The following is a 23,617-nucleotide window of genomic DNA, read 5'->3' on the forward strand; positions in this document are numbered from 1 at the left end:
ACAATAAAATGTTGCAAATAATTCAAATAAATGTATATTTTAGGTAGGGAGGTGGGAACATGACATTCGGTCCAAATAGAATTATCCTTTTGGATGAGCTTGAGCATGAGATTGAAGGAATTATTTATGAATGCAGAATCTAAATCAAATCAACATTGTTTTGCTTCCTGTTTTTTATGAACAGGGAGTTTTTTGTGATGAGAAAGCAAAAAGATGTGAGCTGTTGTTTGAGTGTATCAGTTATGGAAATGTATTTTTGTTCTCTCATATTTCAATCTGGGTAAAAGTAAAAACCGCTTGAAATATCACAGGCTGTTTTTAACAGTTCCTTCATTAGGCTGTTCATCAAATGCAAGTTCAATGAAAGCCATCAATGCTGATATCACAAAAAGCAAGACATCTGGAATATATATAGACTGCATAAAGTAATCCGCAAAACAGATCGTTATGAAATTGCTGATAAAGTACAGGATAAAAGCAAAAAGTGCAGTCTTTTTCAATGAAAGTGATTTTGCCAGAATCATAGAGACAATCATTGTGAGTGGGTCTATGATCAAGCCTGCAGCAAAACAGACTAAAATAAATAAAACTAATGTTTGATTGGAATCGTATGTGATGCCCAGTATAGAGAATAACCCTTTCATCCCGAAGAAATACCCGCCGAAGATCACTGCTAGTGCAATGGCAATGATAAGAATGATAGATACAATTACGATTAATTTCGAGCTCAGCTTTACCTCTTTAAACTGCTCGTTCTGTTCTTTTTGGCTCAAGCACGACACTCCTTTCACATGCTTACTTACTCATTGTAATATGAATCTCCTAAGCTTATTTTAATGAAAACAGCAAGGGTGGAGATCCCAGTAGATCACCGGAAAACAGTATAACATATTTTGACAAAAACTTAAAAAGCCCTTTTCCAGCGGAAAGGACCTTCTTTTTCATCATGTTAACTTTTGAGATTTGACGAAGCTTTCTTTTTTTTCGGCCAAATAAAATAGCTGGCGGTAAAGAGAAAATCAATGCCTAAAATGACTGTCCATGTTTTAAGAATGCCGCTTAATGCCTCGGTTCGGGCAGAATCATTGATGAAATAGATCATCCCTGCTAATAGTCCCGCGCCAATAAGGAAAGCCAGCACATGTCTTATCCAGCTTTTTGCATAGTGCTTGGCGTAGTCCATTCCATAGCGTTTTAGCGGTTTGGATCCTTGTTTTGTCACATAATATTGAAATCTTTCGTCCGCCCATCGAATCATTTGCTTCCCATAGGCGATCGATATCCCGATGTAAACAGCAGCAATCCCGTGGGCAGCAGTCGCTGAGGCTCCGCGGTAAAGGTCCACACCAGTGGCCGCTAATAAGATCAAATCGATAACTGGAGTTAAGGCTAGGAATATCAGTCCTAATGTATGCTGTTTGAATAGGTAGCGTACAGCAAGCCCTAAAACAATCACAACCCAAAACGCAATTTCACAGAAGACAATCATCCATGCGATACCGTTCAATCCATTCCCCTCTTTTCAATACAGTTGTATTATTTAAACGATATTTTACCATCTTTATTTTTATAACACAACTGTATTATAAAAATTGCTCTCTTAGTTTTTTCTTGTTACAATAAAGCTATGCCAAAACAAATTGACCATGAGAAAAGAAGAAAACAAATTGCAGAAGCGACGTGGCGCGTGATTTTAGAACGGGGGATGGAAGGAGCCTCTGCCAGAAACATTGCAAAGGAAGCAGGATTGTCATTAGGTGCGCTGCGCCATTATTTTTCTACTCAAGATGAACTGCTTGTTTTTGCAATGAAACTTGTTCAGGAAAAGGCGACGGCCCGAATTAAGGACATTGCAATGAAGGATTTGCCCCCTAAGGAAAAAGTGTTGCATATTTTGCTTGAAATTGTCCCAACGAATGAAGAAACGATTAGAGAGATGGAGGTGTGGTTTGCCTTTACGGTTTACGCCAGACATAAAAAGGATATGTTTGATGCGAATCATGACGGGATTTACAGCGGCATGCGGAATCTGGTTGCCTATTTAGATGAATTTGATTTACTGAAGCAGAATGCTGATAAAGACATTGAAGCTGAGAGACTTTACGCGCTAATTGACGGCTTGGCTTTACATGCGATGCTTGACCCTGTGCGAGTGAATAAAGACCGCATCAAACGTGTCATTATGCAGCATGTAGACACAATTTGTGTAAACATGTGAGACAGAAGGGTGGATATTAAGAAAGTTGTAAAAAGAAATGGTTCAAATCAGTATAAAATACTAATTTTAGAATGCCATAAAAATATGTATCCTAAGCGGTATATCGTGAAATAGCTCTAAGCAAGGAGCGCCTTTGAATGAAAGCTCAAAGGCGCTAAGCTATATTATTTTGCTTCGAGTGACTGTCAGCTGTGCTGAACATCAATTGTGTATACTGCACGGTCTGTTACAACCTTCAATCCTTCGTTTTCTTGGTGAATATGAATATCACCTAATAAAGGAATCTCATAGGCATTTTGCGGAAGCGGTACGTCCCCATCCTCAGTATAAGTTGTTCCTTCGCCTTCTAAAACAAGTTCTTCTTTTGCAACATAGTCATCAGGATGATTCGTGCTTCTTATACCCACTTTTTGAAGGTGGAGAACAATCTGATCCAGATCTGAAACCTCTTCATCATGGGTCAATTCGCCTTTTCTAATATCAAGCGTCTGGCCGACTTTGGATTCCAGCCATTGAGATAGCTGTGTATTCGTGTATGCCATCAATATTCCTCCTTTTGATCTACACGATACTATTCCCAATTGCTGCATCTTTTACACGCATAAGAACCGCCTCACCCCTTATGTATGAAACAATTCGCTGTTCAGAGCCTTGATATAACGTACGGCAGAACGCTGGACGGCTTCGCCGGCATTTTCTCTGACAACTTTAGAAAAAGCGTTGTAAAGCCGGTTGAATTGAAGAGGTTTCATTTTGGCTGCTATTTCTTCAACTTTGGAGGCGGGAAGGGGAATGAGATTTGGATAGCTGTACATAAAGCTGACCCAGTTCCGATCCGCCGCAACCGTAATGATATCCCCGGTCAATAGACAGCCTTTCCCTTCATTGCCTTTGCTCCAATGGAGAACAGCACCGCCTTTAAAATGTCCGCCCAGGCGGTAGAGGTCCAGTCCCGGCTTCATCTTGAGAGTTTCACCTGACCAGAAATGAATGTGATTGCTCGGCCTTGCCACCCATTCATTGTCATCCTCATGGATATAGATCGGGGCCTGAAACGCTTCAGCCCACTCAACCTGAGCAGAGTAATAATGCGGATGAGACAAAGCGATGGCTTGGATACCGCCTAATTCGTTAATTTGGTTAATTGTCTTTTGGTCAAGATATGAAATGCAATCCCACAGCACATTGAAGCCCTTATGCTGGATAAGAAATGCTGTCTGTCCGATCGCAAACTCTGGTTCAGTTTTGATGCTGTAGAGATGTTTTTCTTCCTTTTTGAGGATGTTTTGAAGGTTTCCTTTTTCACGCATGTCTTCAAGGGTTGTCCAAGATTGTCCATCAGGATGAATATACTGCCTTTCTTCATCGCAAATCAGACATGAGTTAGGCGGATTTACAGTCTGCGCATGTTGTACACCGCATGTGTTGCAGATATAATATGGCATTTCTCCACTTCCTTCATCCATTTTCTATTATTTTATCCCATTATTATGAAAATTCAAAACATAAAACCGGCAACTCTGCTGAGAGAGATTTGCCGGCTTTATGATGCTGTCTATTGGCCGGGAACGGAATTTTCTGCGTTTACAGCGCCCGCTCCGTAAACATTCGGATCTTCACCTTTCCATTTGTCCGTGCCGTTTTTCAACAGCTCTTTCACTTCATCCGGTGTAAGGTCAGGATTTTGCTGAAGGATTAAAGCTGCAATTCCTGCACAGATGGGCGTTGCCATCGATGTTCCTGACATTGAAAAATACTGAGATCCTACACGGCTTGACTTTTGAAGCTTATCGATATAAGAATTCGGAGAGCGAAGGGAAATAATATTAACACCGGGCGCTAATATATCAGGCTTTTCTTTCCCGTATACTGTCGGCCCGCGGCTTGAGAAGGAAGCGACTGTATCATCATAGCTGCTTGCGGTATTGTTATCGTCAAGCGCACCTACTGTAATCACCTTTTCGCTCACGCCTGGGCTTGCAATCGTTTGTGGATCAGGCCCTGAGTTTCCGGCAGCGACACAGACGACAATCCCTGCGTTCCACGCCTCTTCAACCGCTCTGACTAACGGGTCTTCCAGTTCATTATCATATCGAAGCGCATCGCCCCCGAGCGACATACTGATAATATCAATCGCTTCATTCGGGTTGTCCTCATTGTATTGAATGCACCACTCTACACCTTCAATAATATCCGCTAACGTTCCTGAACCTTGCTTGTTTAACACCTTCACACCGATTAGGTTGGCTTCCGGTGCAGGTCCGCGGTATTGGCCGGAAGAGGACGCGCCGCTGCTTGCGACATCACCTGCACAGTGTGTGCCGTGACCATTATCATCATAAGGCTCGGTTTTTTGATTGACCATGTCCGCGAATCCAACAATCCTGCCTTCTAAATCAGGATGCGGGTAGATTCCTGTATCGACAACAGCGACGGTAACGCCTTTTCCTGTCAGGGTTTGCCCGTTTCTGACGACTTCCTTCGCGTGGCTTGCTTCGGTTGCCGTGTCTAGAAGCGCTTTGACTTCTCGGTTTAAATACACTTTGCGGATATCGCCGCATTCAGAAAGAAGAGAATGTAACGCTGAAGGAGTAACCTCCGCGCTGCAGCAATTGATTTTGTTGAAGCGGCTTTTTAGCTTGCTGCGTTTTTCTTTTTGCAGCAGCTGTCCAGCCGTTTGGAAGCCAGTCTCATGACAGCCTTCCTCAAATTCAATAATGACTGACATTTTTTTTCTGTTTTTCAATTTGGTTTCGAAAAATTGATGCAAGAAGCAAGGAGTCCATTTGAAGGGCTTGTAAAGCTGCAAGACGCTTTCCCGTAACGGCCAATCTAGCTTATGAGCATTTGCTCTCACCATTTGTACCATAGAGTACCCAAACATGTATTTTCCTCCTATTATAAGGTTCTCTGTATACTCTATGAACAGATGATAGGTTTGGTAAGTTTGTTTGTCCTTTATAAGAGGCAGACATGAGTTGGTTTTTATGAACCTTTCGAATCAGATACGAAAGATTCATAAGTCGTGGCAATCATTGGACATTGAAAAAGAACGTTTGTTCGTATTATAATGTTGTCATATTAAACAGGCAGGAAGGGTGCAGCTGGATGAATTTCTTCTTACATCGGTCTTTGGAAAGCCAAATGCCAATCAGCATTATATATATGAAGAAAGACGGAACGATAAGCAAAAGAACGATTATTGTAAGACAGAAAAGCAAAACGCAAATCAAAGCTTTTTGTTTTTCGAAACAACAGATCAGAACGTTTTTGTTAGACTCTATTCTCTCCTGTGACTTTGTGAGAACAAATAAGCAAAATTTCTATTTTGCAGGACGATAACAGGCTGTCCGTTTCTGTATACCGGGCAGCCCGTTAATTGGAAAAACCTTCCTTAAACCTCTATACATTTAATTACCAAGTGAGGTTGTTCCTACCTTTTTTGCCTTTCCTCTCAATCTTTTTTCACTCATATTTGAAATGAACCGCTATTAACTGTGACAATCAATTGATTTTTTGAAACCGGGAACTTTTTCACTGATGATATAGTGTATACAATGGTAAGATAAAACCTATTGGCTAAACCTCATATAATGAACCGTGCCATTCTTATGAAAGGAGTTAAACATGAGAAGATTTATACTAAATGTCATATTAGTCTTAGCCATTGTCTTATTCCTAAGATATGTTCATTACTCATTAGAACCTGAACCATCTGATCAGCCAGATACATATTCAAATTTCAGCAGCTTGGCAGAGAATGAGAGCCCAGCCGATTATGATATTTCTTATAATGAAAAAAAGGGAAGCAAAGTCTTAATTATGTCTCCGCACGGCGGAAGAATTGAAGGCGGAGTAAGCGAGCTTGTGCGGTATTTCAATAATGAATACTCTACATACCTGTTTGAAGGGCTGAAGTCACACGATAACCAAACGCTGCACATTACAAGCACCAACTTTGATGAGCCATTGGCTGCAAAGAAAATCAAGGAGCACCAATATGTTGTGGCTTTTCACGGATATAAAGGGGAGAACAAGAATACACTTGTTGGAGGCACAGACCGAAAGCGGGCGAAAATGATCGTAAGAGCCCTTGAGAGAAGAGGATTTTCAGCTGAGCTAGCGTCGTCTAAAAGCGGTCTCGCTGGATTGAGTGCCGAAAACATTAACAACCAAGGGGAAACAGGGCTGAGTATCCAGCTGGAAATCAGCCGCGAACAGAGAGAAGCATTTTTCGATGATTTTTATTATAAAAATAGGAAATACACAAAGAACAGTGAATTTTATGCTTATGTTCGTGCGATCAAAAGTGTCCTTGAAAAAGAGTATTCGTAACAAGCAGATCTGAAGACAAAATAAGAGAAGATCAGTAGACTGAAATAGGATCATAAAAGGAGGCAAAACATACGATGGCAGATCATCATTTTTATTTAAAAGCGAACTGGCCGGGAAACCGCAATGACGTCGGTACGATCGAAAGCGGAAACCTCATCACATCTATTTCTATTCCTAAAGAAATGGATGGACCGGGAGAGGGGACCAACCCAGATGAAATGCTTCTCGGGGCGGCAGCGACCTGTTACATAATTACACTTGCTGCAATGATGGAAAGAAGCGGACTGGAAAAAGAAGACTTGCAGATGGAGTCAGAAGGTATTGTCGACGTCACAAAAGGAGTCTTTACATACAAAAAGATCATTCACCGTCCCTCCGTCGTGCTCAAACATGATGCTTCACAAGAAGACATTGCATTGGCGCACAAGCTTTGTGAAAAGGCGGAGTCGTCATGCATGATTTCACGCGCAGTTCAAGGAAATGTCGAGCTGCAGCTTGAGGCCACTGTAAAACGGGCTGGTGAATAAAAAAACAGACGGTCACTCACAGGCCGTCTGTTTTTTTTATTTAGCAGGGGCTTTTGACTGATTTAACACGACGACGCCTGCAATGACAAGCGTGAGCCCGAACACTTCCTTTAAACTGATGGTTTCGCCAAAAAACAAAAATCCGACAATGGCTGTAAGCGCCGTTCCAACGCCCGACCATGTCGCATACGCACTTGATAAGTCAATTGTTTTTAAAGAAAAGCTTAGAAAGGTAAAAGCAGAAAGAAACCCGGCAATGATTCCGATAATGGGCCAGGCTTGTGTAAATCCTTCTGAAAGCTTCAGCATCGTGCTTCCGAAAACCTCAGATACAATGGCAAGAGCCAAATAAAGAAATCCTTTCATGATCATCACTCCTTACTGCCAGTTAAGTAACACAACCCCAGAAATTAATAAAAGGATTCCAATTAGTCCTTTCACGTTCAGTTCTTCCTTGAACCATTTCACTCCGATCACTGCCGTCAGCACCGTGCCCACACCGCTCCATGTCGCATATGAGAGACTCAGGGGAATATGGTTTAAGGTGAGCGACAGCATGTAAAAGGCGAGGGAATAGCCAATCACGACCAAGGCGCTTGGCTTCCATTTTTTGAAGCCGTCAGACACTTTCAGCATGGCCGCTCCTATCGATTCCGAGCATATGGCAATCGTGAGGAATATGTATCCTATTAACATTGTAAATTCTCCTCACTTCAAATATGTTTTTAGGTCATAAAAATCTCAGCTAGAAAAATATTAGTGTATGCCTAAGTATGAGTCAAGAGATTCATTTTCACTGACATAAAAAAGACCTCTTTTTTAAGAGGTCTGTTGTGTTTAATAGTAATAAGGATATGGAGGAAACGGATAATAGGGATATCCGCCATAGAAATAAGGATTAAATAAAGCGCTTCCTACAAGCCCGCCTACAAGGCCGCCGAAAAAAGGCCCCCCGTAAAATCCGAATGGACGGCCAAATCCAAACCCGTAGCCAAATCCAGGTCTTCCAAACCCAAAAGGTCTTCCAAATATTCTTGTATCTTCAGCAGTGAAATTCTGTATCTCGTTCATTTTTTCTTTCCTCCTGTAATAAATTGTAGATGATGCAGTGTATTCAGCCTACCCAGATTTGATTGGGCGTTTGATGAAAAAGAAGGGATGTGATCACATTGGGCCTGTATCCGTCTGACTGGTCAAAAGCGCCGCCTCACGCACATGCTTATCATGTCAAAACAACCAAAGAGCAGGGACATTATCATCTCATTGAAGGATTTACTCAGCCGGCTAATGGATCGAATACCGATCAGCATACACACTACTTTACTGGGATTACGTCTTTTGAAAGCGGTCATTTCCACCGGTATTACGGAATCTCGGGCCCTGCGATTCCCTTAGCAGACGGCACTCATTATCACGAAATCGAAGAAACGACGTATCTGGCCTATAATGAACCGATTGAGATCCGGTACGGAGGCGTTGTGTATGATCCGAAAGATGACGGAAGAAAAACGCATCGGCATGCCCTGAAAGGAAGGACGAGAGAAATCGTCGGCAATGAGCCGCTCGGCTGGTAGCAGGATGTTTACCGGTGCAAAAAAAGGGCAAAATGGATAGGTGGTTGTACATGATGAATGCTATAATGGGGGGAGATTTATAAAAGAGAGTGATACATATTGAATAATACGAAGCAGCCCGTTGTCATTTTAGTCGGACCGACGGCAGTGGGGAAAACAAATTTAAGTATTCAGCTAGCTAAATCCTTGAACGCGGAAATTATCAGCGGAGATTCGATGCAGGTTTATAAAGGGATGGATATTGGAACAGCTAAAATCACCGAACAGGAGATGGAGGGAGTGCCCCATCATCTGATTGACATTTTAGATCCCCAAGATTCCTTCTCAACCGCCGATTATCAAGGCTTAGTGAGAAACAAAATCAGCGAGATTGCCAAAAGAGGTAAGCTTCCGATGATTGTCGGCGGTACAGGGCTTTATATACAATCTGTGCTGTACGATTATACATTTACGGAAGAGGCAAACGACCCTGCGTTTCGACAAAGCATGCAAATAGCTGCGGAGCGGGAAGGCGCTGACTTTCTTCATGCCAAACTTGCTGCGGCAGATCCTGAGGCAGCAGCTGCGATTCATCCGAATAATACAAGAAGAGTCATTCGTGCGCTGGAAATTTTACACACGTCTGGAAAAACGATGTCTCAGCATTTGAAGGAGCAAAAACGAGAACTCTTGTACAATGCAGTGTTAATCGGACTGACAATGGACAGAGACACGCTTTACGCTAGAATTAATCAGCGGGTCGATATGATGATGGAGGCAGGTCTTCTTCCGGAAGTGAAACGCCTCTACGACCGGAATGTGAGAGACTGTCAGTCGATACAGGCGATAGGCTATAAGGAGCTATATGCATATTTTGACGGTTTTGTGACACTTTCTGATGCTGTCGATCAGCTAAAGCAGAACTCAAGACGGTATGCGAAACGCCAGCTGACGTGGTTCCGCAACAAAATGCAGGTTGCCTGGTTCGATATGACACCGCCCGTTGATATGGAGCTGAAAAAAAAGGAAATTTTCACACATATAGCAGGAAAACTCGAACTTTAATCGAAACTGTATGATATAGAGAATCAAGGAGGACGAAACATGAAACCGATTAATATTCAGGATCAGTTTTTGAATCAAATCCGGAAAGAAAATACGTATGTCACTGTTTTTTTGCTGAATGGCTTTCAGTTGCGTGGCCAAGTGAAAGGCTTTGATAACTTTACCGTATTGCTGGAATCGGAAGGGAAGCAGCAGCTTATATATAAACATGCGATCTCAACGTTTGCGCCGCAAAAAAACGTCCAGCTTGAACTCGAATAGATTACAAAAATACCATGTCAACGCATGGGGAGGCTGTCGGGGGAATCTCGGCAGCCATTTTTAAAATGAACCAAGTTGTTCTGTAAGCTGACCATGCCAAGGCACGGTCTTTTTTTATGAGATCAACATATGTAAGGCTATAACGAATATCATGTAAAAATCTGAATCTGGGAGTGACGCGATCTTGTTTGAAAGTGAAGCAGAACTGAGGCGAATCAGGATTGTGCTTGTGTGGATAGCTGTATTTTTGCTGTTCGGGGCGTGCGGGAACCAAGAAACCATCATTGAAACAGACAGCGGCAATTCAGATGATGATACGCCTCAGCCAACCTCGTTCCCGCTCGAGCATAATCATTTTGGCGTTTTGGAGGACGGCTATATCAAAATTTATGAGTATAATGAGTCCCGCAATGAGGTAAAGCTGAAGAAAGAATACGCGGATGATGAGCTTGAATAAAATTCACAAGCATCCGATTTTACAAAGAGGATGCTACCCGCTAAACTAAATACAGACACAGATCAAGCAGAGGGTGAAAAAATGAAGCATAAAGTGATCGTGAATCATTGGGAAGAAATTTGCGAAGATGATTCTTGCTATGAATATGGAACAAGCATCATTGTGAACGGAAAAGAATTAATCAGAGAAGCGTCAATTATCAGCGCTTTGAAGGCGGTTTTAGAAGAGATCGGTGCGGATGTTGAAATAGAAGAAACAGTAGAGAGCGAAAAATGCTGTGATAGCTTAAGAAAAAAAAATCTAGACTACTAAGCAGTTTTTTTTCATGTTATGATATACATCGGCTTAAAAACGACACCCCGAGTAGGACGAGAGATCACTCTCGTTCTGCTCTCTTTTTTGGGCCCTAATGAGTCTGCCCATTTGTCTGATTTGATCAAAATATGAATTTTTCATAAAAACAAATCTATATATTGTGTTTTTGCTAGAGGGTAGTATACTATATATAGTGTTAGTGATGAGAGATTCATATTTTTTGATAGGTCGTGATAAAACGTGGTACAAATCATATTTGATTCAAAAACAGGGAATGTTCAGCGGTTTGTGAACAAAATAGGCTTTCAGCAGATACGCAAGGTGGACGAAATTGACCACCTGGACACTCCGTTTGTTTTGGTCACCTACACGACAAACTTCGGTCAGGTACCGGCATCCACACAATCATTTCTCGAAAAATACGCCCATCTCTTATTAGGAGTCGCTGCGAGCGGCAATAAAGTATGGGGCGATAACTTTGCAAAAAGCGCCGATACCATTTCAAGACAATATCAGGTGCCGATCTTGCACAAATTTGAACTCAGCGGCACATCTAAAGACGTTGAATTGTTTACTCAGGAGGTAGAAAGAGTTGTCACAAAATCAAGTGCCAAAATGGATCCAGTTAAATAACGAAATTATGATCCAAAAAGATGGAAAATTCCAGTTTGATAAGGATAAAGAGGCTGTACATAGCTATTTTGTAGATTATATCAATCAAAACACAGTTTTCTTTCACGATTTAAAAGAGAAGCTGGATTATTTGATTGAAAACCAATACTACGAAGAGGAATTCTTAAGCCTTTATTCTTTTGAAGACATTAAAGCAGTGTTTAAGACAGCTTACGCTAAGAAGTTTCGTTTTCCTTCCTTCATGAGTGCGTTTAAATTCTATAATGACTATGCTTTGAAAACGAATGACAAGAAAAAAATCCTCGAGCGTTATGAGGACCGGATCTCAATTGTTGCGCTGTTCTTCGCAAACGGCGACACTGAGAAAGCAAAAGAATATGTGCGCCTGATGATCAATCAGGAATACCAGCCGAGCACACCGACATTTTTGAACGCCGGCAGAAAACGCCGCGGTGAACTGGTGAGCTGCTTCTTACTCGAAGTCAATGATTCATTAAACGATATTTCAAGAGCGATCGATATTTCCATGCAGCTTTCGAAACTGGGCGGCGGGGTTTCTCTTAACCTGTCCAAGCTTCGCGCGAAAGGTGAAGCCATTAAAGATGTTGAAAATGCCACAAAAGGTGTTGTAGGCGTCATGAAGCTTCTTGATAACGCGTTCCGTTACGCTGACCAAATGGGACAAAGACAGGGATCTGGCGCGGCGTACTTAAACATTTTCCACCGCGATATCAATGATTTTCTCGATACGAAAAAGATTTCTGCCGATGAAGATGTGCGCGTCAAAACGCTTTCTATCGGTGTTGTCATTCCGGATAAGTTCGTTGAGCTTGCGCGTGAGGACAAAGCGGCTTACGTATTTTATCCGCACACGATTTATAAAGAATACGGCCAGCACATGGATGAGATGGACATGAACGAAATGTACGACAAATTTGTCGACAACCCTCGGGTGAAAAAGGAAAAAATCAACCCGCGGAAATTGCTTGAAAAACTGGCGATGCTTCGTTCTGAATCAGGCTATCCATATATCATGTTCCAAGATAACGTGAATAAAGTGCATGCGAATAACCATATTTCCAAGGTGAAATTTTCTAACCTTTGCTCTGAAGTGCTGCAGGCATCTCAGGTTTCTTCATACACAGACTATGATGAAGAAGATGAAATCGGTTTGGATATTTCCTGCAACCTGGGTTCGCTTAACATTCTCAACGTCATGGAGCACAAATCAATCGAAAAGACAGTTAAGCTTGCAACAGACTCTTTAACACACGTGTCTGAAACGACTGATATCCGCAATGCGCCTGCTGTAAGACGGGCAAACAAAGCGATGAAATCAATCGGTCTCGGCGCTATGAACCTTCACGGCTACCTTGCGCAAAACGGCATTGCGTATGAAAGTCCGGAAGCGCGTGACTTTGCAAACACGTTCTTTATGATGGTGAACTTCTACTCCATCCAGCGTTCTGCGGAAATCGCGAAAGAGAAGGGTGAAACGTTTGATCAATATGAAGGATCAACCTACGCGACAGGTGAATACTTCGACAAATACGTTTCAACTGATTTCTCACCGAAATACGAAAAAATCGCCAACCTGTTTGAAGGCATGCATATCCCAACGAAAGAGGACTGGGAAAAGCTAAAAGCATTTGTGGCTGAACACGGCATGTATCACAGTTATAGATTATGCATTGCGCCGACAGGCTCTATCTCATACGTTCAATCAAGCACGGCGTCTGTTATGCCAATTATGGAACGGATTGAAGAAAGAACATACGGCAACTCAAAAACGTACTACCCAATGCCTGGGCTTGCATCTAATAACTGGTTCTTCTATAAAGAAGCCTACGATATGGACATGTTCAAGGTTGTAGATATGATCGCGACTATCCAGCAGCACATTGATCAGGGAATCAGCTTCACATTGTTCTTAAAAGACACAATGACGACTCGTGATTTAAACCGAATCGATCTGTATGCACATCACAGAGGAATTAAAACCATTTACTATGCAAGAACGAAAGATACTGGGCAAGACAGCTGCCTTTCTTGTGTTGTTTGATTAAAGGAGAGTTTATAGTGACAAAAATTTATGACGCAGCAAACTGGTCAAAGCATGAAGACGATTTTACCCAAATGTTCTATAACCAAAACGTGAAACAGTTCTGGCTTCCGGAAGAGATTGCTTTAAACGGCGATCTCCTCACTTGGAAGTACCTCGGAAAAAACGAGCAGGACACTTATATGAAGGTACTGGCTGGACTTACTCTTCTTGATACAGAGCAGGGGAATACGGGAATGCCAATCGTGGCTGAACACGTAGACGGTCATCAGCGGAAAGCGGTGCTGAACTTTATGGCAATGATGGAGAACGCTGTCCATGCGAAGTCGTACTCTAATATTTTCATGACCCTGGCACCGACTGAAACGATTAATGAAGTATTCGAATGGGTTAAACAAAATAAATATTTGCAGAAAAAAGCGCAAATCATCGTCGGACTTTACAAAGCCATTCAAAAAGATGACGAGATTTCTCTGTTCAAAGCGATGGTTGCTTCCGTCTATCTGGAAAGCTTCCTCTTCTACAGCGGTTTCTATTATCCGTTATATTTCTACGGACAAGGAAAACTGATGCAAAGCGGTGAAATCATCAACCTGATCCTTCGTGATGAAGCGATTCATGGCGTCTATGTGGGTCTCCTTGCTCAGGAAATCTATAATAAGCAGACAGAAGAGAAAAAAGCAGAGCTTCGCGAATTTGCGATCGACCTTCTGAATGAGTTATATGAAAATGAGCTTGAGTATACAGAAGACTTGTACGATCAAGTCGGACTCTCACACGATGTAAAGAAATTCATCCGCTATAATGCCAATAAAGCACTGATGAACCTTGGATTTGATCCATACTTTGAAGAGGAAGATATTAATCCGATCGTTTTAAACGGATTAAATACAAAAACAAAATCACATGACTTCTTCTCTATGAAGGGGAACGGTTATAAAAAAGCGACAGTTGAGCCGCTCAAAGACGATGACTTTTATTTTGGAGATGAAAAAGAGCAGATATAATATCTGCTCTTTTCGCTTGAAGGTTAAATAAGGAGGACGCAGTAACCATGGGAAAGATGGACGAAATGATTTTGGTCGCCCCGCGCGACGACGTGTTTAAGAAAGAGAGCTTAACCTTTCAGGGCGTGAACAGTGAAGATAGCAGAGTAGCAGAAATCATGGCTCAGATCGAAGCAGCCTATCGTGAAATGAGAAGGGGAGACGCAGAAGAAGATCCTCATTACAAGCAGCCGATTCCCTATGTCGTCATTAAACGCGAAGATGAAGTTTTCCTTTACGAGCGGCTGGCTGGCGGCGGAGAATCACGTTTGCACAATAAGCTTTCTCTCGGCTTTGGAGGCCATATGAACGCCATCGAAGGAGCAGCCTCATTTGCTGAAGTCTTAAAGCTGAACACAGATCGTGAGCTTGACGAAGAACTGCAAATACATGAAGAGGATAAACAGGCGATTGTCACACTTGGACTCATCAATGATGATGAAAACAGTGTCGGCAAAGTGCATATCGGTATTCTTTCTGCGCTTCAGCTGAAGCCTTGCTCAAAAGTGGAAGTAAAGGAGAAAGAACAAATTGCGGGTAAATGGATGAAAGTCTCAGAATTGAGACAGGACGACATCTATAACCGTCTGGAAACATGGTCACAATTTGTTGTTGATATTCTTGAATAAAAAAACCCGGTTTCTCGTGATGAGGAGCCGGGTTTTTTATGACACGCTCGTCCGCGTCTAGACTATGATTCTAGAATGACAATTGCGTCAAAGCCGGCATTCTCCGCTCTGGCAGCAAGAGCGTCTGCATTATCTTTGGACGAAAATGCGCCAATCTGCACTTTGTATAATCCGTCCTTTAAAACGACAATCATGTCAAAGCCTTTAGCTTCGGCACTGCTAGCGAGTGAGTCCGCATTCGCTTTTACTTTAAATGCGCCGATTTGAACCTTATATAACCCTGAGCTGGATGTTTTTTTAAGGTTAAAGGCTTGCTCCAGCCCGTTTGCATGGCCTCTCGCTAAGCTTTGAATAAAGCTGCTTGTTTTAAGCTTATTTGCATCAGCGACGGTATCAATGAATCCGTTCTCGGTCAATAGGGCAGGCATTGCCGACTCCCTTAGGACGTGGAAGTTTGCTGTTTTTTTGCCGCGGTCGGCAAAGTCGACAGCTTGTATCACTGCAGAGTGAACTGCAGATTGGTAAGTTGTTGTCGGAGCTCCTACACCCGGGTAAATATAGCTTTCAAAACCTGTGCCGCCCCCGGAATTAATGTGAATGGACAAAAAGAAATCTGCTCCCCAGTTATTTGCGGCATTTGTCCGGTCACTTAAGCTGACATATTGGTCGCTTGTCCGGCTCAGCAGCAAAGAAACTCCTTCATACTCATTTGTCAATATCGTACGTAAAGCTAAAGCGATTTGCAGGGTTAACGTTTTTTCTTGAAGGCCATTTCCTGTTGCACCTGGATCAGACCCGCCATGGCCAGGATCAATAAAAATCTTAACCATTCTTCATCACCTCATTACAGGATATGAAAAAACACGGCTTCTGCTTGTACGAGTATCATCTGTCTGAAAAATGAGGAAATAACCTTTACGCATGCGGAAATTATTTCTCGGGAAAGCGCACAATTCAACATGAAGCGACAGCAGATTCCATTCGAATAAAAAATATAGACATGTCATTTGTTTGTGGGTATTATGGGTTCGGCTTTATTTACACTGATTCCGTCTCGTTTTAAGTCTTTGCGTTCTAATTTTGGAGCAGGCGTTTGGAACGTAAATTTACAAGTGGGGCACTTTCATATGCTGAGAAAGGGACGAGTCGTTAAAGCATCTCTTTATAAATAGAAGAAAGAGAATGTGTCAGTATCTTAGGTGAATGAGGCCGGCAAATTAACTATGAATATATGCTGACAGGTGTGAGTGTCCCGTATTCTTGGATTGGATATGTTCAAAACCGAAAGCCGCACGCCAAACCTGGGTACGTTATGAAAAAAGAACACGGTATCGTCGGAGCTTCCGCTCGGGCTTCGTTAAGTGAAGTGTCGTAACAAGGTTATAGAAAGAATAAGGGATTTCATATCGATGCTTCCGGCTGATACTTGGGAAAATAATGATAAAGAGGTTGATACATCTAAAGGAATATCACCATATTCATAGCTCAGTGTTCTGACAAAATGATTAAAAACAAAATCTCTTGGTTTGTCCACCCCATGTCCGTGAATACAATAAGAAATAAAGTATTTCTCGGGAAAGCGCAAGATTCCTTATCGTTCCCGAAAAAAGCAATTGTTTCGACACATGATAGGCGTTTGTCACAAACGGCATCCGCTTGAATATCATATAGAGAGAACAGAGAGGTGAAAATGTTGGAGCGCGCTGTGACTTATAAAAACAACGGACAGATCAACATTATTCTGAACGGGCAAAAACAAGTGCTGACAAATGCTGAGGCTGAGGCGGAATATCAAGCCGCTTTGCAAAAAAACGAAGCGAAGCACGGCATTTTGAAGGAAATAGAAAAAGAGATGAGCGCACTGGTTGGGATGGAGGAAATGAAACGCAACATCAAGGAAATATACGCTTGGATTTTTGTGAACCAAAAACGTGCGGAGCAAGGCTTGAAGGTGGGGAAGCAAGCGCTGCATATGATGTTTAAAGGAAACCCGGGAACAGGAAAAACAACTGTTGCACGGCTGATCGGCAGGCTGTTCTTTGAAATGAATGTGCTGTCAAAAGGCCATCTGATAGAAGCAGAGCGGGCTGATCTGGTCGGGGAATATATCGGCCACACCGCCCAAAAGACGAGAGATTTAATCAAAAAGTCATTAGGCGGCATTTTGTTTATAGACGAAGCCTATTCGCTGGCAAGAGGCGGCGAAAAGGACTTTGGGAAAGAAGCGATCGACACACTCGTAAAGCATATGGAAGACAAACAGCATGAGTTTATTTTGATACTCGCCGGATATTCTCGGGAAATGGATCATTTTCTCTCATTAAATCCAGGTCTCCAATCAAGATTCCCCATTTCCATTGATTTTCCTGATTATTCTGTGACCCAGCTCATGGAGATTGCAAAACGCATGATCTCTGACAGGGAATACCAGCTCAGTCAAGAAGCGGAATGGAAATTAAAAGATTACTTAATGACAGTCAAAAGCACGACAAGTCCCATTAAATTCAGCAATGGCCGTTTTGTCAGAAATTTGATCGAAAAATCGATCAGAGCGCAAGCCATGAGGCTTTTAATGGGCGATCAATACTTAAAAAGCGACTTGATGACCATTAAAAGCCAAGATCTTTCCATTAAAGAAGAAGCGTCTGGCTCTGTATAGACCTCTCAGTTTTCGAGAGGTCTGTTTTTTGCTGTATATCTTGCTTTTCAAAGCAATCGATTTGTGGTATACACATGCAGGGTTTGGTATGATAATACTACTGCCCAATATGCAAAAGAAAGGAACATCCATTTGAACGAACAGGAAACAAGACAGGAAAAAGCTATTTTAGTCGGATGTCAGCTGCCGCATATCACGGATGAGCATTTTGAAAATTCTATGGAAGAGCTTGCATCTCTGACAAAAACAGCAGACGGAAAAGTATTGACCAGCGTCACACAAAAACGGAACAGGGCTGACGCCGCTACATATATAGGAAAAGGGAAGGTAGAAGAGCTGAAGGCACTGGTGGAAGAGCTTGAAGCTGATCTCCTTATCTTTAATGATGAGCTGTCTCCAAGTCAGCTGAAGTCGTTGGCAACAGCAATTGAAGTGAAGATGATTGACCGTACGCAATTGATATTAGATATTTTTGCAAAGCGGGCAAGAACGCGAGAAGGCAAACTTCAGATTGAACTGGCTCAGCTGCAATATGCACTTCCGCGTCTGACGGGGCAAGGGATCAATCTCTCCCGGCAAGGCGGAGGAATTGGGGCGAGAGGTCCCGGGGAAACGAAACTGGAAACCGACCGCCGCCATATCAGAAATCGCATTCATGAAATCAACACACAGCTTTCAACTGTCATTCGCCATAGAAGCCGATACCGTGAAAGAAGAAAGAAAAACGGTGTGCTTCAAATTGCGCTTGTCGGATATACAAACGCAGGGAAATCAACATGGTTCAACCGCCTGACAAGTGCTGACAGCTATGAAGAAGACCTCCTGTTTGCCACACTGGACCCGATGACCAGAAAAATGGTCCTGCCAAGCGGCTACAGCGTGCTTCTGTCAGATACAGTAGGATTTATTCAGGATCTTCCGACGACACTGATTGCTGCATTTCGGTCAACGCTTGAGGAAGTAAAGGAAGCGGATTTGATCCTTCATTTGATTGATTCTTCAAATGAGGATTACGTGGGACACGAAAAAACGGTGCTTCGTTTGCTTGAAGAGCTTGAAGCAGATGACATCCCGATGCTGACAGCTTACAATAAACGTGATCAAAAGCTGCCTGATTTTATACCGTCCGCCGGAAGGGATCACATTATGGTCAGTGCGAAATTTGAGGAAGACGCTGAAACGTTTAAAGAAGCGATTCAGCGCTATTTGCGCCAAGAGCTGTTAACATCTTTTGAAGCGCATGTGCCGGCAAGTGAAGGGAAGCTCCTTTCGAGAATCAAATCGGAAACAATGGTTGACCGCTTCTATTTTAATGAAGAAAATGAACGGTACGACATATCAGGCTATGTGCAAGAAGAGCAAAGTATCATCGGTGAATTAAAGAAGTATATGTAGGAAGGAAATTCAAAGACATGTTTGACACATTAACACACGGAGAATTATTGAAAAAAACGGCAATGGAAGTGGAATCAGACATTGCCGGCGTTCATAAACAAATAGAAGAAATCAGCGAGCGCAATGAATGGAGGGTGCTTCAAAGCTATAGAAAACACAAAGTAAGCGACACTCATTTCACGCCGTCTACAGGATACGGCTATGATGATATCGGAAGAGACACGCTTGAGAGCATTTATGCGGATGTGTTTGGCGGAGAAGCGGGGCTTGTAAGGCCGCAAATTATCTCAGGCACCCATGCCATCTCGATTGCTTTGTTCGGTGTGCTCAGACCGGGGGACGAGCTCCTTTATATAACGGGCAAGCCATATGATACGCTAGAAGAAATTGTAGGCGTCAGAGGCGGAGAAAACGCTGGATCATTAAAGGATTTTCAAATCGGCTACAATGCGGTTGATCTGACAGAAGACGGAAAAATAGACTATGATGCAGTCGCCGCAGCGATCAATCCGAAGACGAAAGTAATCGGCATTCAGCGCTCAAAAGGATATGCAAATCGTCCTTCTTTCTTAATTAGTGAAATAAAAGAAATGATCCGTTTTGTAAAAGAAATCAATGAAAACCTGATCGTCTTTGTGGACAACTGTTACGGAGAATTTGTGGAAGAGCTTGAGCCTTGCCATGTCGGAGCCGATCTGATGGCGGGATCTCTCATTAAAAATCCCGGCGGCGGTCTTGCGAAAACAGGAGGCTATCTCGTCGGAAAAGCGAAATGGATTGAAGCTTGCTCATACCGTATGACGTCACCTGGCATCGGCAGAGAAGCAGGAGCATCTCTTTACTCGCTCCAAGAAATGTATCAAGGCTTCTTTTTGGCGCCTCACGTTGTGTCTCAGAGTTTAAAAGGAGCGGTGTTTACAGCGAGATTCCTTGAAAAACTGGGCTTCACTTCAAACCCGAAATGGGATGCGAAAAGAACAGATTTGATACAATCCGTTGAGTTTTCTGACAGAGAAAAGATGATTGCCTTTTGCCAGGCGATTCAATTTGCATCGCCGATCAATGCCCACGTGACGCCTTATCCGGCCTACATGCCGGGATATGAAGATGATGTCATTATGGCAGCAGGCACATTTATTCAGGGAGCAAGCATCGAATTATCAGCAGATGGCCCTATCCGCCCGCCGTATGTAGCGTATGTTCAGGGAGGATTAACCTATTCGCATGTGAAGAATGCCATATGCAGTGCAGTGGATTCACTCATGGAAAAACAATTAATTTAAATTTTTTAAAAATTTCACTGAATTTCATGTTAAGAATCCTTACATCGTATTGACACAAAATATAACATCACCTATAATGAAACTAAGTTAAGAAAAGGAGGAAATTGAGATGAGTGATAATATTCGCCGCTCAATGCCTTTATTTCCAATAGGAATTGTCATGCAGTTAACTGAATTATCAGCAAGACAAATTCGATATTATGAGGAAAATGGACTAATATTTCCAGCTAGAAGCGAAGGAAATAGACGATTATTTTCATTTCATGATGTAGATAAACTGTTAGAAATCAAGCACCTGATAGAACAAGGTGTAAACATGGCAGGAATCAAACAGATTCTGGCGAAAGCAGAAGCCGAGCCGGAGCAAAAACAAAACGAGAAGACGAAAAAACCAATGAAACATGATCTGTCCGATGACGAGCTGAGACAACTCCTGAAAAACGAGCTCATGCAAGCCGGCCGTTTTCAAAGAGGGAATACATTCCGTCAAGGCGACATGTCCCGCTTCTTTCATTAATCCGTTAGCAACTGTTTTGCTATATACATTTACCTTTTAGAGGAGGAGTTTTACGAAATGGCAAAGTACACTAGAGAAGATATCGTAAAATTAGTAAAAGAAGAAAACGTCAAGTATATCCGTCTTCAATTTACTGACATTCTTGGAACGATCAAGAATGTTGAAATTCCTGTAAGCCAGCTTGGAAAAGCGCTTGATAATAAAGTCATGTTTGACGGTTCTTCTATTGAAGGATTCGTTCGCATCGAAGAGTCAGACATGTACCTGTATCCAGATCTAAATACATTTGTTATCTTCCCATGGACAGCTGAAAAAGGTAAAGTAGCACGTTTCATCTGTGATATCTACAATCCGGATGGCACACCTTTCGAAGGTGACCCGCGAAACAACTTAAAACGGATTTTGAAAGAAATGGAAGACCTAGGCTTCAGTGATTTCAACCTCGGGCCTGAGCCTGAATTCTTCTTATTCAAATTAGACGAAAAAGGCGAGCCGACGCTTGAACTAAACGACAAAGGCGGATATTTCGACTTGGCTCCAACTGACTTGGGAGAAAACTGCCGCCGCGATATCGTACTTGAGCTTGAAGAGATGGGCTTTGAAATCGAAGCGTCTCACCACGAAGTAGCGCCTGGCCAGCATGAAATCGACTTTAAATATGCTGGTGCAGTCCGCTCTTGTGACGACATCCAAACGTTTAAACTGGTTGTCAAAACAATTGCCCGCAAACACGGCCTGCATGCGACATTTATGCCAAAACCGTTGTTCGGTGTGAACGGTTCCGGTATGCACTGTAATCTATCACTCTTCAAAGATGGCGTTAACTCATTCTATGACGAAAACGCAGATCTTCAGTTAAGTGAAACAGCGAAACACTTCATTGCAGGTATCGTGAAGCACGCAACAAGCTTTACAGCAGTAACAAACCCGACAGTAAACTCTTACAAACGTCTTGTTCCTGGCTATGAAGCACCTTGCTACGTAGCATGGAGCGCGCAAAACAGAAGCCCGCTTATCCGTATCCCGGCTTCCCGCGGCATCAGCACACGTGTTGAAGTACGTAGCGTAGATCCAGCTGCTAACCCGTACCTTGCACTAAGCGTATTGCTTGCTGCAGGCTTAGACGGAATCAAAAACAAACTGGAAGCGCCAGCTCCAATCGACCGCAACATCTATGTGATGAGCAAAGAAGAGCGCATGGAAAACGGAATCGTTGACCTTCCAGCAACACTTGCGGAAGCGCTAGAAGAGTTCAAATCAAACGAAGTCATGGTCAAAGCGCTGGGCGAGCACCTATTCGAACACTTCATCGAAGCAAAAGAAATCGAATGGGATATGTTCCGCACACAAGTTCACCCTTGGGAACGCGAACAGTATATGTCTCAGTATTAATCTCTCAATCCCTTGGCACTATTGGTGTCAGGGGATTTTTTTATCTGTTTTCTATTTTAATAAATTGGTATAATCTTGTATCACCCACAAAACACCAGAAGTGTCACTCTGAAAAGGCATCATCACCAACGAATACAACTTTAGAAAGTAGGTACGGACATGAGTTAATCAAGAAGATTGCTTCTACAATGGCAAAATGATACTGAAAAGGAGTGAGATTCATGGGAGGATTTTATTTCTTTGGTGGTTTGATTTTAGCACTTCTACTAGGTGTTGGTTTATTATCTTTTGGTGCTTATACTCTTTGGAAACTCATAAAGATGCGCTAGGTTTGATGGAAGCTCCCTTTTGAATTAAATAGCTGTTTGCTGGATCTCACTTTTTGTAAGTTGGAAATTCATATGACTGAGTATCTGTACTGTTGGCTTTAGCTGACGATAGGGATGCTGATACGACTAACACAATACTAAAGTTGTTGCTTGTGCGAACCTACATCCAAAATTCCCAATAAAATAATGGTTTTATCCATAAAACAAAAGTTTGTAAATTAGGGAAAGAACATGATTAATGCAGGTTCTTTTTTATTCAATCATTAAAACATTCGAACAATTGTCGATATTTAACATGTGTAAAGATGGAAAGGGTGCTCTATGATTATAAAAAGCTCTGAAAGGATTGTGGTTATCGATGGTAAATGTAGACTCAAGTGATCTTATTTATGATCCGAAATTCTTAGCATTTTGCAGCTTGGCTACAGAAGGGTATGGAGGGAATAATCCAACTCCTTCATCCATTGGCTTTAGTGAATTCTGTGAGAAACTTGAGAAAAATGAGGTAGTTGAATCCGAGAATAAAAAAAGCTCACTTGACCTAAATAAGTCTTTAGATTATTGGAAATCTAGATTAAATGGTGGAGGTAGTCTTTCTGCAATGGATTCGCAGGTATTAGATATTATTAAAAAAGCTTACAACTTAGGCATGGTTAACAAAGATAACATGTTACTACGTAACGAAGCAATTAGTGCTTACAAGAACTCAATTTGAATATGAAAATAGCGCCCAACTATTAAGTTGGGTGCTTTTACTTATTGAAAGTTATTTTCTTGTAAATGCTTCTCATGTTCTCTGAAATTACTTTTTAAATAACAATTGCTATGACCGCAAGTTGAGTTGGTGCATAAAGAGGAAGGGTTGAATCCTTTCCTTTTTATATTATTGATAATAGCTAAAACAGTTTTTATGCCCTGTATCGTTGCATGTTGCCAGCTTC

General features: G+C 42.2%; 28 protein-coding genes. 19 read left to right on the plus strand and 9 right to left on the minus strand.

Annotation, left to right across the window (positions count from 1 at the left end; all coding sequences use genetic code 11):
- Window positions 1-305 precede the first annotated feature (305 nt).
- On the minus strand, window positions 306-773 hold the full coding sequence (locus M1M80_RS09375; RefSeq protein ID WP_060398659.1) for a regulatory YrvL family protein: 468 nt from the start codon (window positions 771-773) through the stop codon (window positions 306-308).
- Between the two features lie 176 nt (window positions 774-949).
- On the minus strand, window positions 950-1,507 hold the full coding sequence (locus M1M80_RS09380; RefSeq protein WP_060398660.1) for a hypothetical protein: 558 nt from the start codon (window positions 1,505-1,507) through the stop codon (window positions 950-952).
- A 120-nt stretch (window positions 1,508-1,627) separates the two neighbouring features.
- Between M1M80_RS09380 and M1M80_RS09385 the strand changes: the two genes are divergently transcribed.
- Window positions 1,628-2,218: a TetR/AcrR family transcriptional regulator gene (locus M1M80_RS09385; RefSeq protein WP_060398661.1), complete on the plus strand. Its 591-nt coding sequence runs from the start codon at window positions 1,628-1,630 to the stop codon at window positions 2,216-2,218.
- 185 nt (window positions 2,219-2,403) lie between these two features.
- On the opposite strand, the gene ymzB is transcribed toward M1M80_RS09385, so the two are convergent.
- The 3 genes from ymzB to aprX form a co-directional block, all read right to left on the minus strand.
- Window positions 2,404-2,760: a protein YmzB gene (gene ymzB, locus M1M80_RS09390; RefSeq protein ID WP_019258463.1), complete on the minus strand. Its 357-nt coding sequence runs from the start codon at window positions 2,758-2,760 to the stop codon at window positions 2,404-2,406.
- Window positions 2,761-2,838: 78 nt separating this feature from the next.
- Window positions 2,839-3,663: an MBL fold metallo-hydrolase gene (locus tag M1M80_RS09395; RefSeq protein WP_060398662.1), complete on the minus strand. Its 825-nt coding sequence runs from the start codon at window positions 3,661-3,663 to the stop codon at window positions 2,839-2,841.
- Window positions 3,664-3,773: 110 nt separating this feature from the next.
- A complete protein-coding gene (gene aprX / locus M1M80_RS09400) occupies window positions 3,774-5,102 on the minus strand; it encodes a serine protease AprX (protein WP_060398663.1) in 1,329 nt (442 codons plus the stop codon).
- A gap of 224 nt (window positions 5,103-5,326) precedes the next feature.
- On the opposite strand from aprX, the gene M1M80_RS09405 reads away from it, so the two are divergent.
- From M1M80_RS09405 to M1M80_RS09415, 3 genes are all read left to right on the plus strand, one after another.
- Complete coding sequence (locus M1M80_RS09405; protein WP_003238371.1) at window positions 5,327-5,560, plus strand: hypothetical protein; 234 nt, start codon at window positions 5,327-5,329, stop codon at window positions 5,558-5,560.
- 285 nt (window positions 5,561-5,845) lie between these two features.
- Window positions 5,846-6,553 (plus strand): poly-gamma-glutamate hydrolase family protein, encoded by a 708-nt coding sequence (locus M1M80_RS09410; protein ID WP_003238370.1) that lies wholly within the window; start codon window positions 5,846-5,848, stop codon window positions 6,551-6,553.
- 74 nt (window positions 6,554-6,627) lie between these two features.
- On the plus strand, window positions 6,628-7,080 hold the full coding sequence (locus M1M80_RS09415) for an OsmC family protein (protein ID WP_019258467.1): 453 nt from the start codon (window positions 6,628-6,630) through the stop codon (window positions 7,078-7,080).
- A gap of 36 nt (window positions 7,081-7,116) precedes the next feature.
- Here M1M80_RS09415 and ebrB read toward each other — a convergent pair whose 3' ends face one another.
- From ebrB to M1M80_RS09430, 3 genes are all read right to left on the minus strand, one after another.
- On the minus strand, window positions 7,117-7,446 hold the full coding sequence (gene ebrB / locus M1M80_RS09420) for a multidrug efflux SMR transporter subunit EbrB (protein WP_060398664.1): 330 nt from the start codon (window positions 7,444-7,446) through the stop codon (window positions 7,117-7,119).
- 12 nt (window positions 7,447-7,458) lie between these two features.
- Complete coding sequence (gene ebrA / locus M1M80_RS09425; RefSeq protein WP_019258469.1) at window positions 7,459-7,776, minus strand: multidrug efflux SMR transporter subunit EbrA; 318 nt, start codon at window positions 7,774-7,776, stop codon at window positions 7,459-7,461.
- Between the two features lie 141 nt (window positions 7,777-7,917).
- Window positions 7,918-8,151 carry a hypothetical protein gene (locus M1M80_RS09430; protein ID WP_060398665.1) on the minus strand — a complete coding sequence of 78 codons (234 nt, stop codon included), beginning with the start codon at window positions 8,149-8,151 and terminating at the stop codon, window positions 7,918-7,920.
- Between the two features lie 89 nt (window positions 8,152-8,240).
- Here M1M80_RS09430 and M1M80_RS09435 point away from each other — a divergent pair, with 89 nt between their 5' ends.
- The 9 genes from M1M80_RS09435 to M1M80_RS09475 all read left to right on the plus strand — a co-directional run bounded on the left by M1M80_RS09435 (window position 8,241) and on the right by M1M80_RS09475 (window position 15,101).
- A complete protein-coding gene (locus M1M80_RS09435; RefSeq protein WP_080010801.1) occupies window positions 8,241-8,654 on the plus strand; it encodes a YmaF family protein in 414 nt (137 codons plus the stop codon).
- Between the two features lie 99 nt (window positions 8,655-8,753).
- On the plus strand, window positions 8,754-9,698 hold the full coding sequence (gene miaA / locus M1M80_RS09440; RefSeq protein ID WP_060398666.1) for a tRNA (adenosine(37)-N6)-dimethylallyltransferase MiaA: 945 nt from the start codon (window positions 8,754-8,756) through the stop codon (window positions 9,696-9,698).
- 39 nt (window positions 9,699-9,737) lie between these two features.
- Window positions 9,738-9,959, plus strand: a complete 222-nt coding sequence (hfq, locus tag M1M80_RS09445; RefSeq protein WP_003221097.1) for an RNA chaperone Hfq — start codon at window positions 9,738-9,740, stop codon at window positions 9,957-9,959.
- Window positions 9,960-10,143: 184 nt separating this feature from the next.
- Window positions 10,144-10,416 (plus strand): YmzC family protein, encoded by a 273-nt coding sequence (locus M1M80_RS09450; protein WP_019258471.1) that lies wholly within the window; start codon window positions 10,144-10,146, stop codon window positions 10,414-10,416.
- Between the two features lie 81 nt (window positions 10,417-10,497).
- Window positions 10,498-10,728, plus strand: coding sequence for a hypothetical protein (locus M1M80_RS09455; protein ID WP_003238362.1), 231 nt, complete (start codon window positions 10,498-10,500; stop codon window positions 10,726-10,728).
- A 243-nt stretch (window positions 10,729-10,971) separates the two neighbouring features.
- A complete protein-coding gene (nrdI, locus tag M1M80_RS09460) occupies window positions 10,972-11,364 on the plus strand; it encodes a class Ib ribonucleoside-diphosphate reductase assembly flavoprotein NrdI (RefSeq protein WP_003221104.1) in 393 nt (130 codons plus the stop codon).
- The gene (gene nrdE, locus M1M80_RS09465) at window positions 11,324-13,426 is read left to right on the plus strand and encodes a class 1b ribonucleoside-diphosphate reductase subunit alpha (protein WP_003238357.1); all 2,103 of its coding nucleotides are present in this window, start codon (window positions 11,324-11,326) and stop codon (window positions 13,424-13,426) included. The genes nrdI and nrdE overlap by 41 nt, the downstream gene beginning before the upstream one ends.
- A 17-nt stretch (window positions 13,427-13,443) precedes the next feature.
- On the plus strand, window positions 13,444-14,433 hold the full coding sequence (gene nrdF, locus M1M80_RS09470; protein WP_014113879.1) for a class 1b ribonucleoside-diphosphate reductase subunit beta: 990 nt from the start codon (window positions 13,444-13,446) through the stop codon (window positions 14,431-14,433).
- A 47-nt stretch (window positions 14,434-14,480) separates the two neighbouring features.
- Window positions 14,481-15,101, plus strand: coding sequence for a hypothetical protein (locus M1M80_RS09475; RefSeq protein ID WP_060398667.1), 621 nt, complete (start codon window positions 14,481-14,483; stop codon window positions 15,099-15,101).
- 62 nt (window positions 15,102-15,163) lie between these two features.
- Here M1M80_RS09475 and cwlC read toward each other — a convergent pair whose 3' ends face one another.
- A complete protein-coding gene (gene cwlC / locus M1M80_RS09480) occupies window positions 15,164-15,931 on the minus strand; it encodes a sporulation-specific N-acetylmuramoyl-L-alanine amidase (protein ID WP_060398668.1) in 768 nt (255 codons plus the stop codon).
- A gap of 860 nt (window positions 15,932-16,791) precedes the next feature.
- Between cwlC and spoVK the strand changes: the two genes are divergently transcribed.
- From spoVK to M1M80_RS09510, 6 genes are all read left to right on the plus strand, one after another.
- On the plus strand, window positions 16,792-17,760 hold the full coding sequence (gene spoVK, locus M1M80_RS09485) for a stage V sporulation protein K (protein WP_060398669.1): 969 nt from the start codon (window positions 16,792-16,794) through the stop codon (window positions 17,758-17,760).
- A 132-nt stretch (window positions 17,761-17,892) separates the two neighbouring features.
- Window positions 17,893-19,155, plus strand: coding sequence for a GTPase HflX (gene hflX / locus M1M80_RS09490; protein WP_060398670.1), 1,263 nt, complete (start codon window positions 17,893-17,895; stop codon window positions 19,153-19,155).
- 17 nt (window positions 19,156-19,172) lie between these two features.
- A complete protein-coding gene (locus tag M1M80_RS09495) occupies window positions 19,173-20,438 on the plus strand; it encodes a methionine gamma-lyase family protein (RefSeq protein WP_003238343.1) in 1,266 nt (421 codons plus the stop codon).
- A gap of 109 nt (window positions 20,439-20,547) precedes the next feature.
- Window positions 20,548-20,955 (plus strand): transcriptional repressor GlnR, encoded by a 408-nt coding sequence (glnR, locus tag M1M80_RS09500; protein ID WP_003238341.1) that lies wholly within the window; start codon window positions 20,548-20,550, stop codon window positions 20,953-20,955.
- A gap of 57 nt (window positions 20,956-21,012) precedes the next feature.
- Window positions 21,013-22,347: a type I glutamate--ammonia ligase gene (gene glnA, locus M1M80_RS09505; RefSeq protein WP_003238339.1), complete on the plus strand. Its 1,335-nt coding sequence runs from the start codon at window positions 21,013-21,015 to the stop codon at window positions 22,345-22,347.
- A 687-nt stretch (window positions 22,348-23,034) separates the two neighbouring features.
- The gene (locus M1M80_RS09510; protein WP_060398671.1) at window positions 23,035-23,391 is read left to right on the plus strand and encodes a hypothetical protein; all 357 of its coding nucleotides are present in this window, start codon (window positions 23,035-23,037) and stop codon (window positions 23,389-23,391) included.
- Window positions 23,392-23,617: the final 226 nt, after the last annotated feature.

Source organism: Bacillus inaquosorum, from assembly GCF_023238325.1.
Lineage (GTDB): Bacteria > Bacillota > Bacilli > Bacillales > Bacillaceae > Bacillus > Bacillus inaquosorum.

Bases quoted from the DNA above. Each gene is read 5' to 3' on its own strand.
- M1M80_RS09495 (WP_003238343.1), top strand. From the start codon at position 19,173: ATGTTTGACACATTAACACACGGAGAATTATTGAAAAAAACGGCAATG.
- M1M80_RS09455 (WP_003238362.1), top strand. From the start codon at position 10,498: ATGAAGCATAAAGTGATCGTGAATCATTGGGAAGAAATTTGCGAAGAT.
- M1M80_RS09405 (WP_003238371.1), top strand. From the start codon at position 5,327: ATGAATTTCTTCTTACATCGGTCTTTGGAAAGCCAAATGCCAATCAGC.
- cwlC (WP_060398668.1), bottom strand. From the start codon at position 15,931: ATGGTTAAGATTTTTATTGATCCTGGCCATGGCGGGTCTGATCCAGGT.
- ymzB (WP_019258463.1), bottom strand. From the start codon at position 2,760: ATGGCATACACGAATACACAGCTATCTCAATGGCTGGAATCCAAAGTC.
- M1M80_RS09410 (WP_003238370.1), top strand. From the start codon at position 5,846: ATGAGAAGATTTATACTAAATGTCATATTAGTCTTAGCCATTGTCTTA.
- glnR (WP_003238341.1), top strand. From the start codon at position 20,548: ATGAGTGATAATATTCGCCGCTCAATGCCTTTATTTCCAATAGGAATT.
- M1M80_RS09385 (WP_060398661.1), top strand. From the start codon at position 1,628: ATGCCAAAACAAATTGACCATGAGAAAAGAAGAAAACAAATTGCAGAA.
- M1M80_RS09395 (WP_060398662.1), bottom strand. From the start codon at position 3,663: ATGCCATATTATATCTGCAACACATGCGGTGTACAACATGCGCAGACT.
- M1M80_RS09510 (WP_060398671.1), top strand. From the start codon at position 23,035: ATGGTAAATGTAGACTCAAGTGATCTTATTTATGATCCGAAATTCTTA.
- M1M80_RS09430 (WP_060398665.1), bottom strand. From the start codon at position 8,151: ATGAACGAGATACAGAATTTCACTGCTGAAGATACAAGAATATTTGGA.
- spoVK (WP_060398669.1), top strand. From the start codon at position 16,792: ATGTTGGAGCGCGCTGTGACTTATAAAAACAACGGACAGATCAACATT.
- aprX (WP_060398663.1), bottom strand. From the start codon at position 5,102: ATGTTTGGGTACTCTATGGTACAAATGGTGAGAGCAAATGCTCATAAG.
- ebrB (WP_060398664.1), bottom strand. From the start codon at position 7,446: ATGAAAGGATTTCTTTATTTGGCTCTTGCCATTGTATCTGAGGTTTTC.
- ebrA (WP_019258469.1), bottom strand. From the start codon at position 7,776: ATGTTAATAGGATACATATTCCTCACGATTGCCATATGCTCGGAATCG.
- hfq (WP_003221097.1), top strand. From the start codon at position 9,738: ATGAAACCGATTAATATTCAGGATCAGTTTTTGAATCAAATCCGGAAA.
- M1M80_RS09415 (WP_019258467.1), top strand. From the start codon at position 6,628: ATGGCAGATCATCATTTTTATTTAAAAGCGAACTGGCCGGGAAACCGC.
- M1M80_RS09475 (WP_060398667.1), top strand. From the start codon at position 14,481: ATGGGAAAGATGGACGAAATGATTTTGGTCGCCCCGCGCGACGACGTG.
- glnA (WP_003238339.1), top strand. From the start codon at position 21,013: ATGGCAAAGTACACTAGAGAAGATATCGTAAAATTAGTAAAAGAAGAA.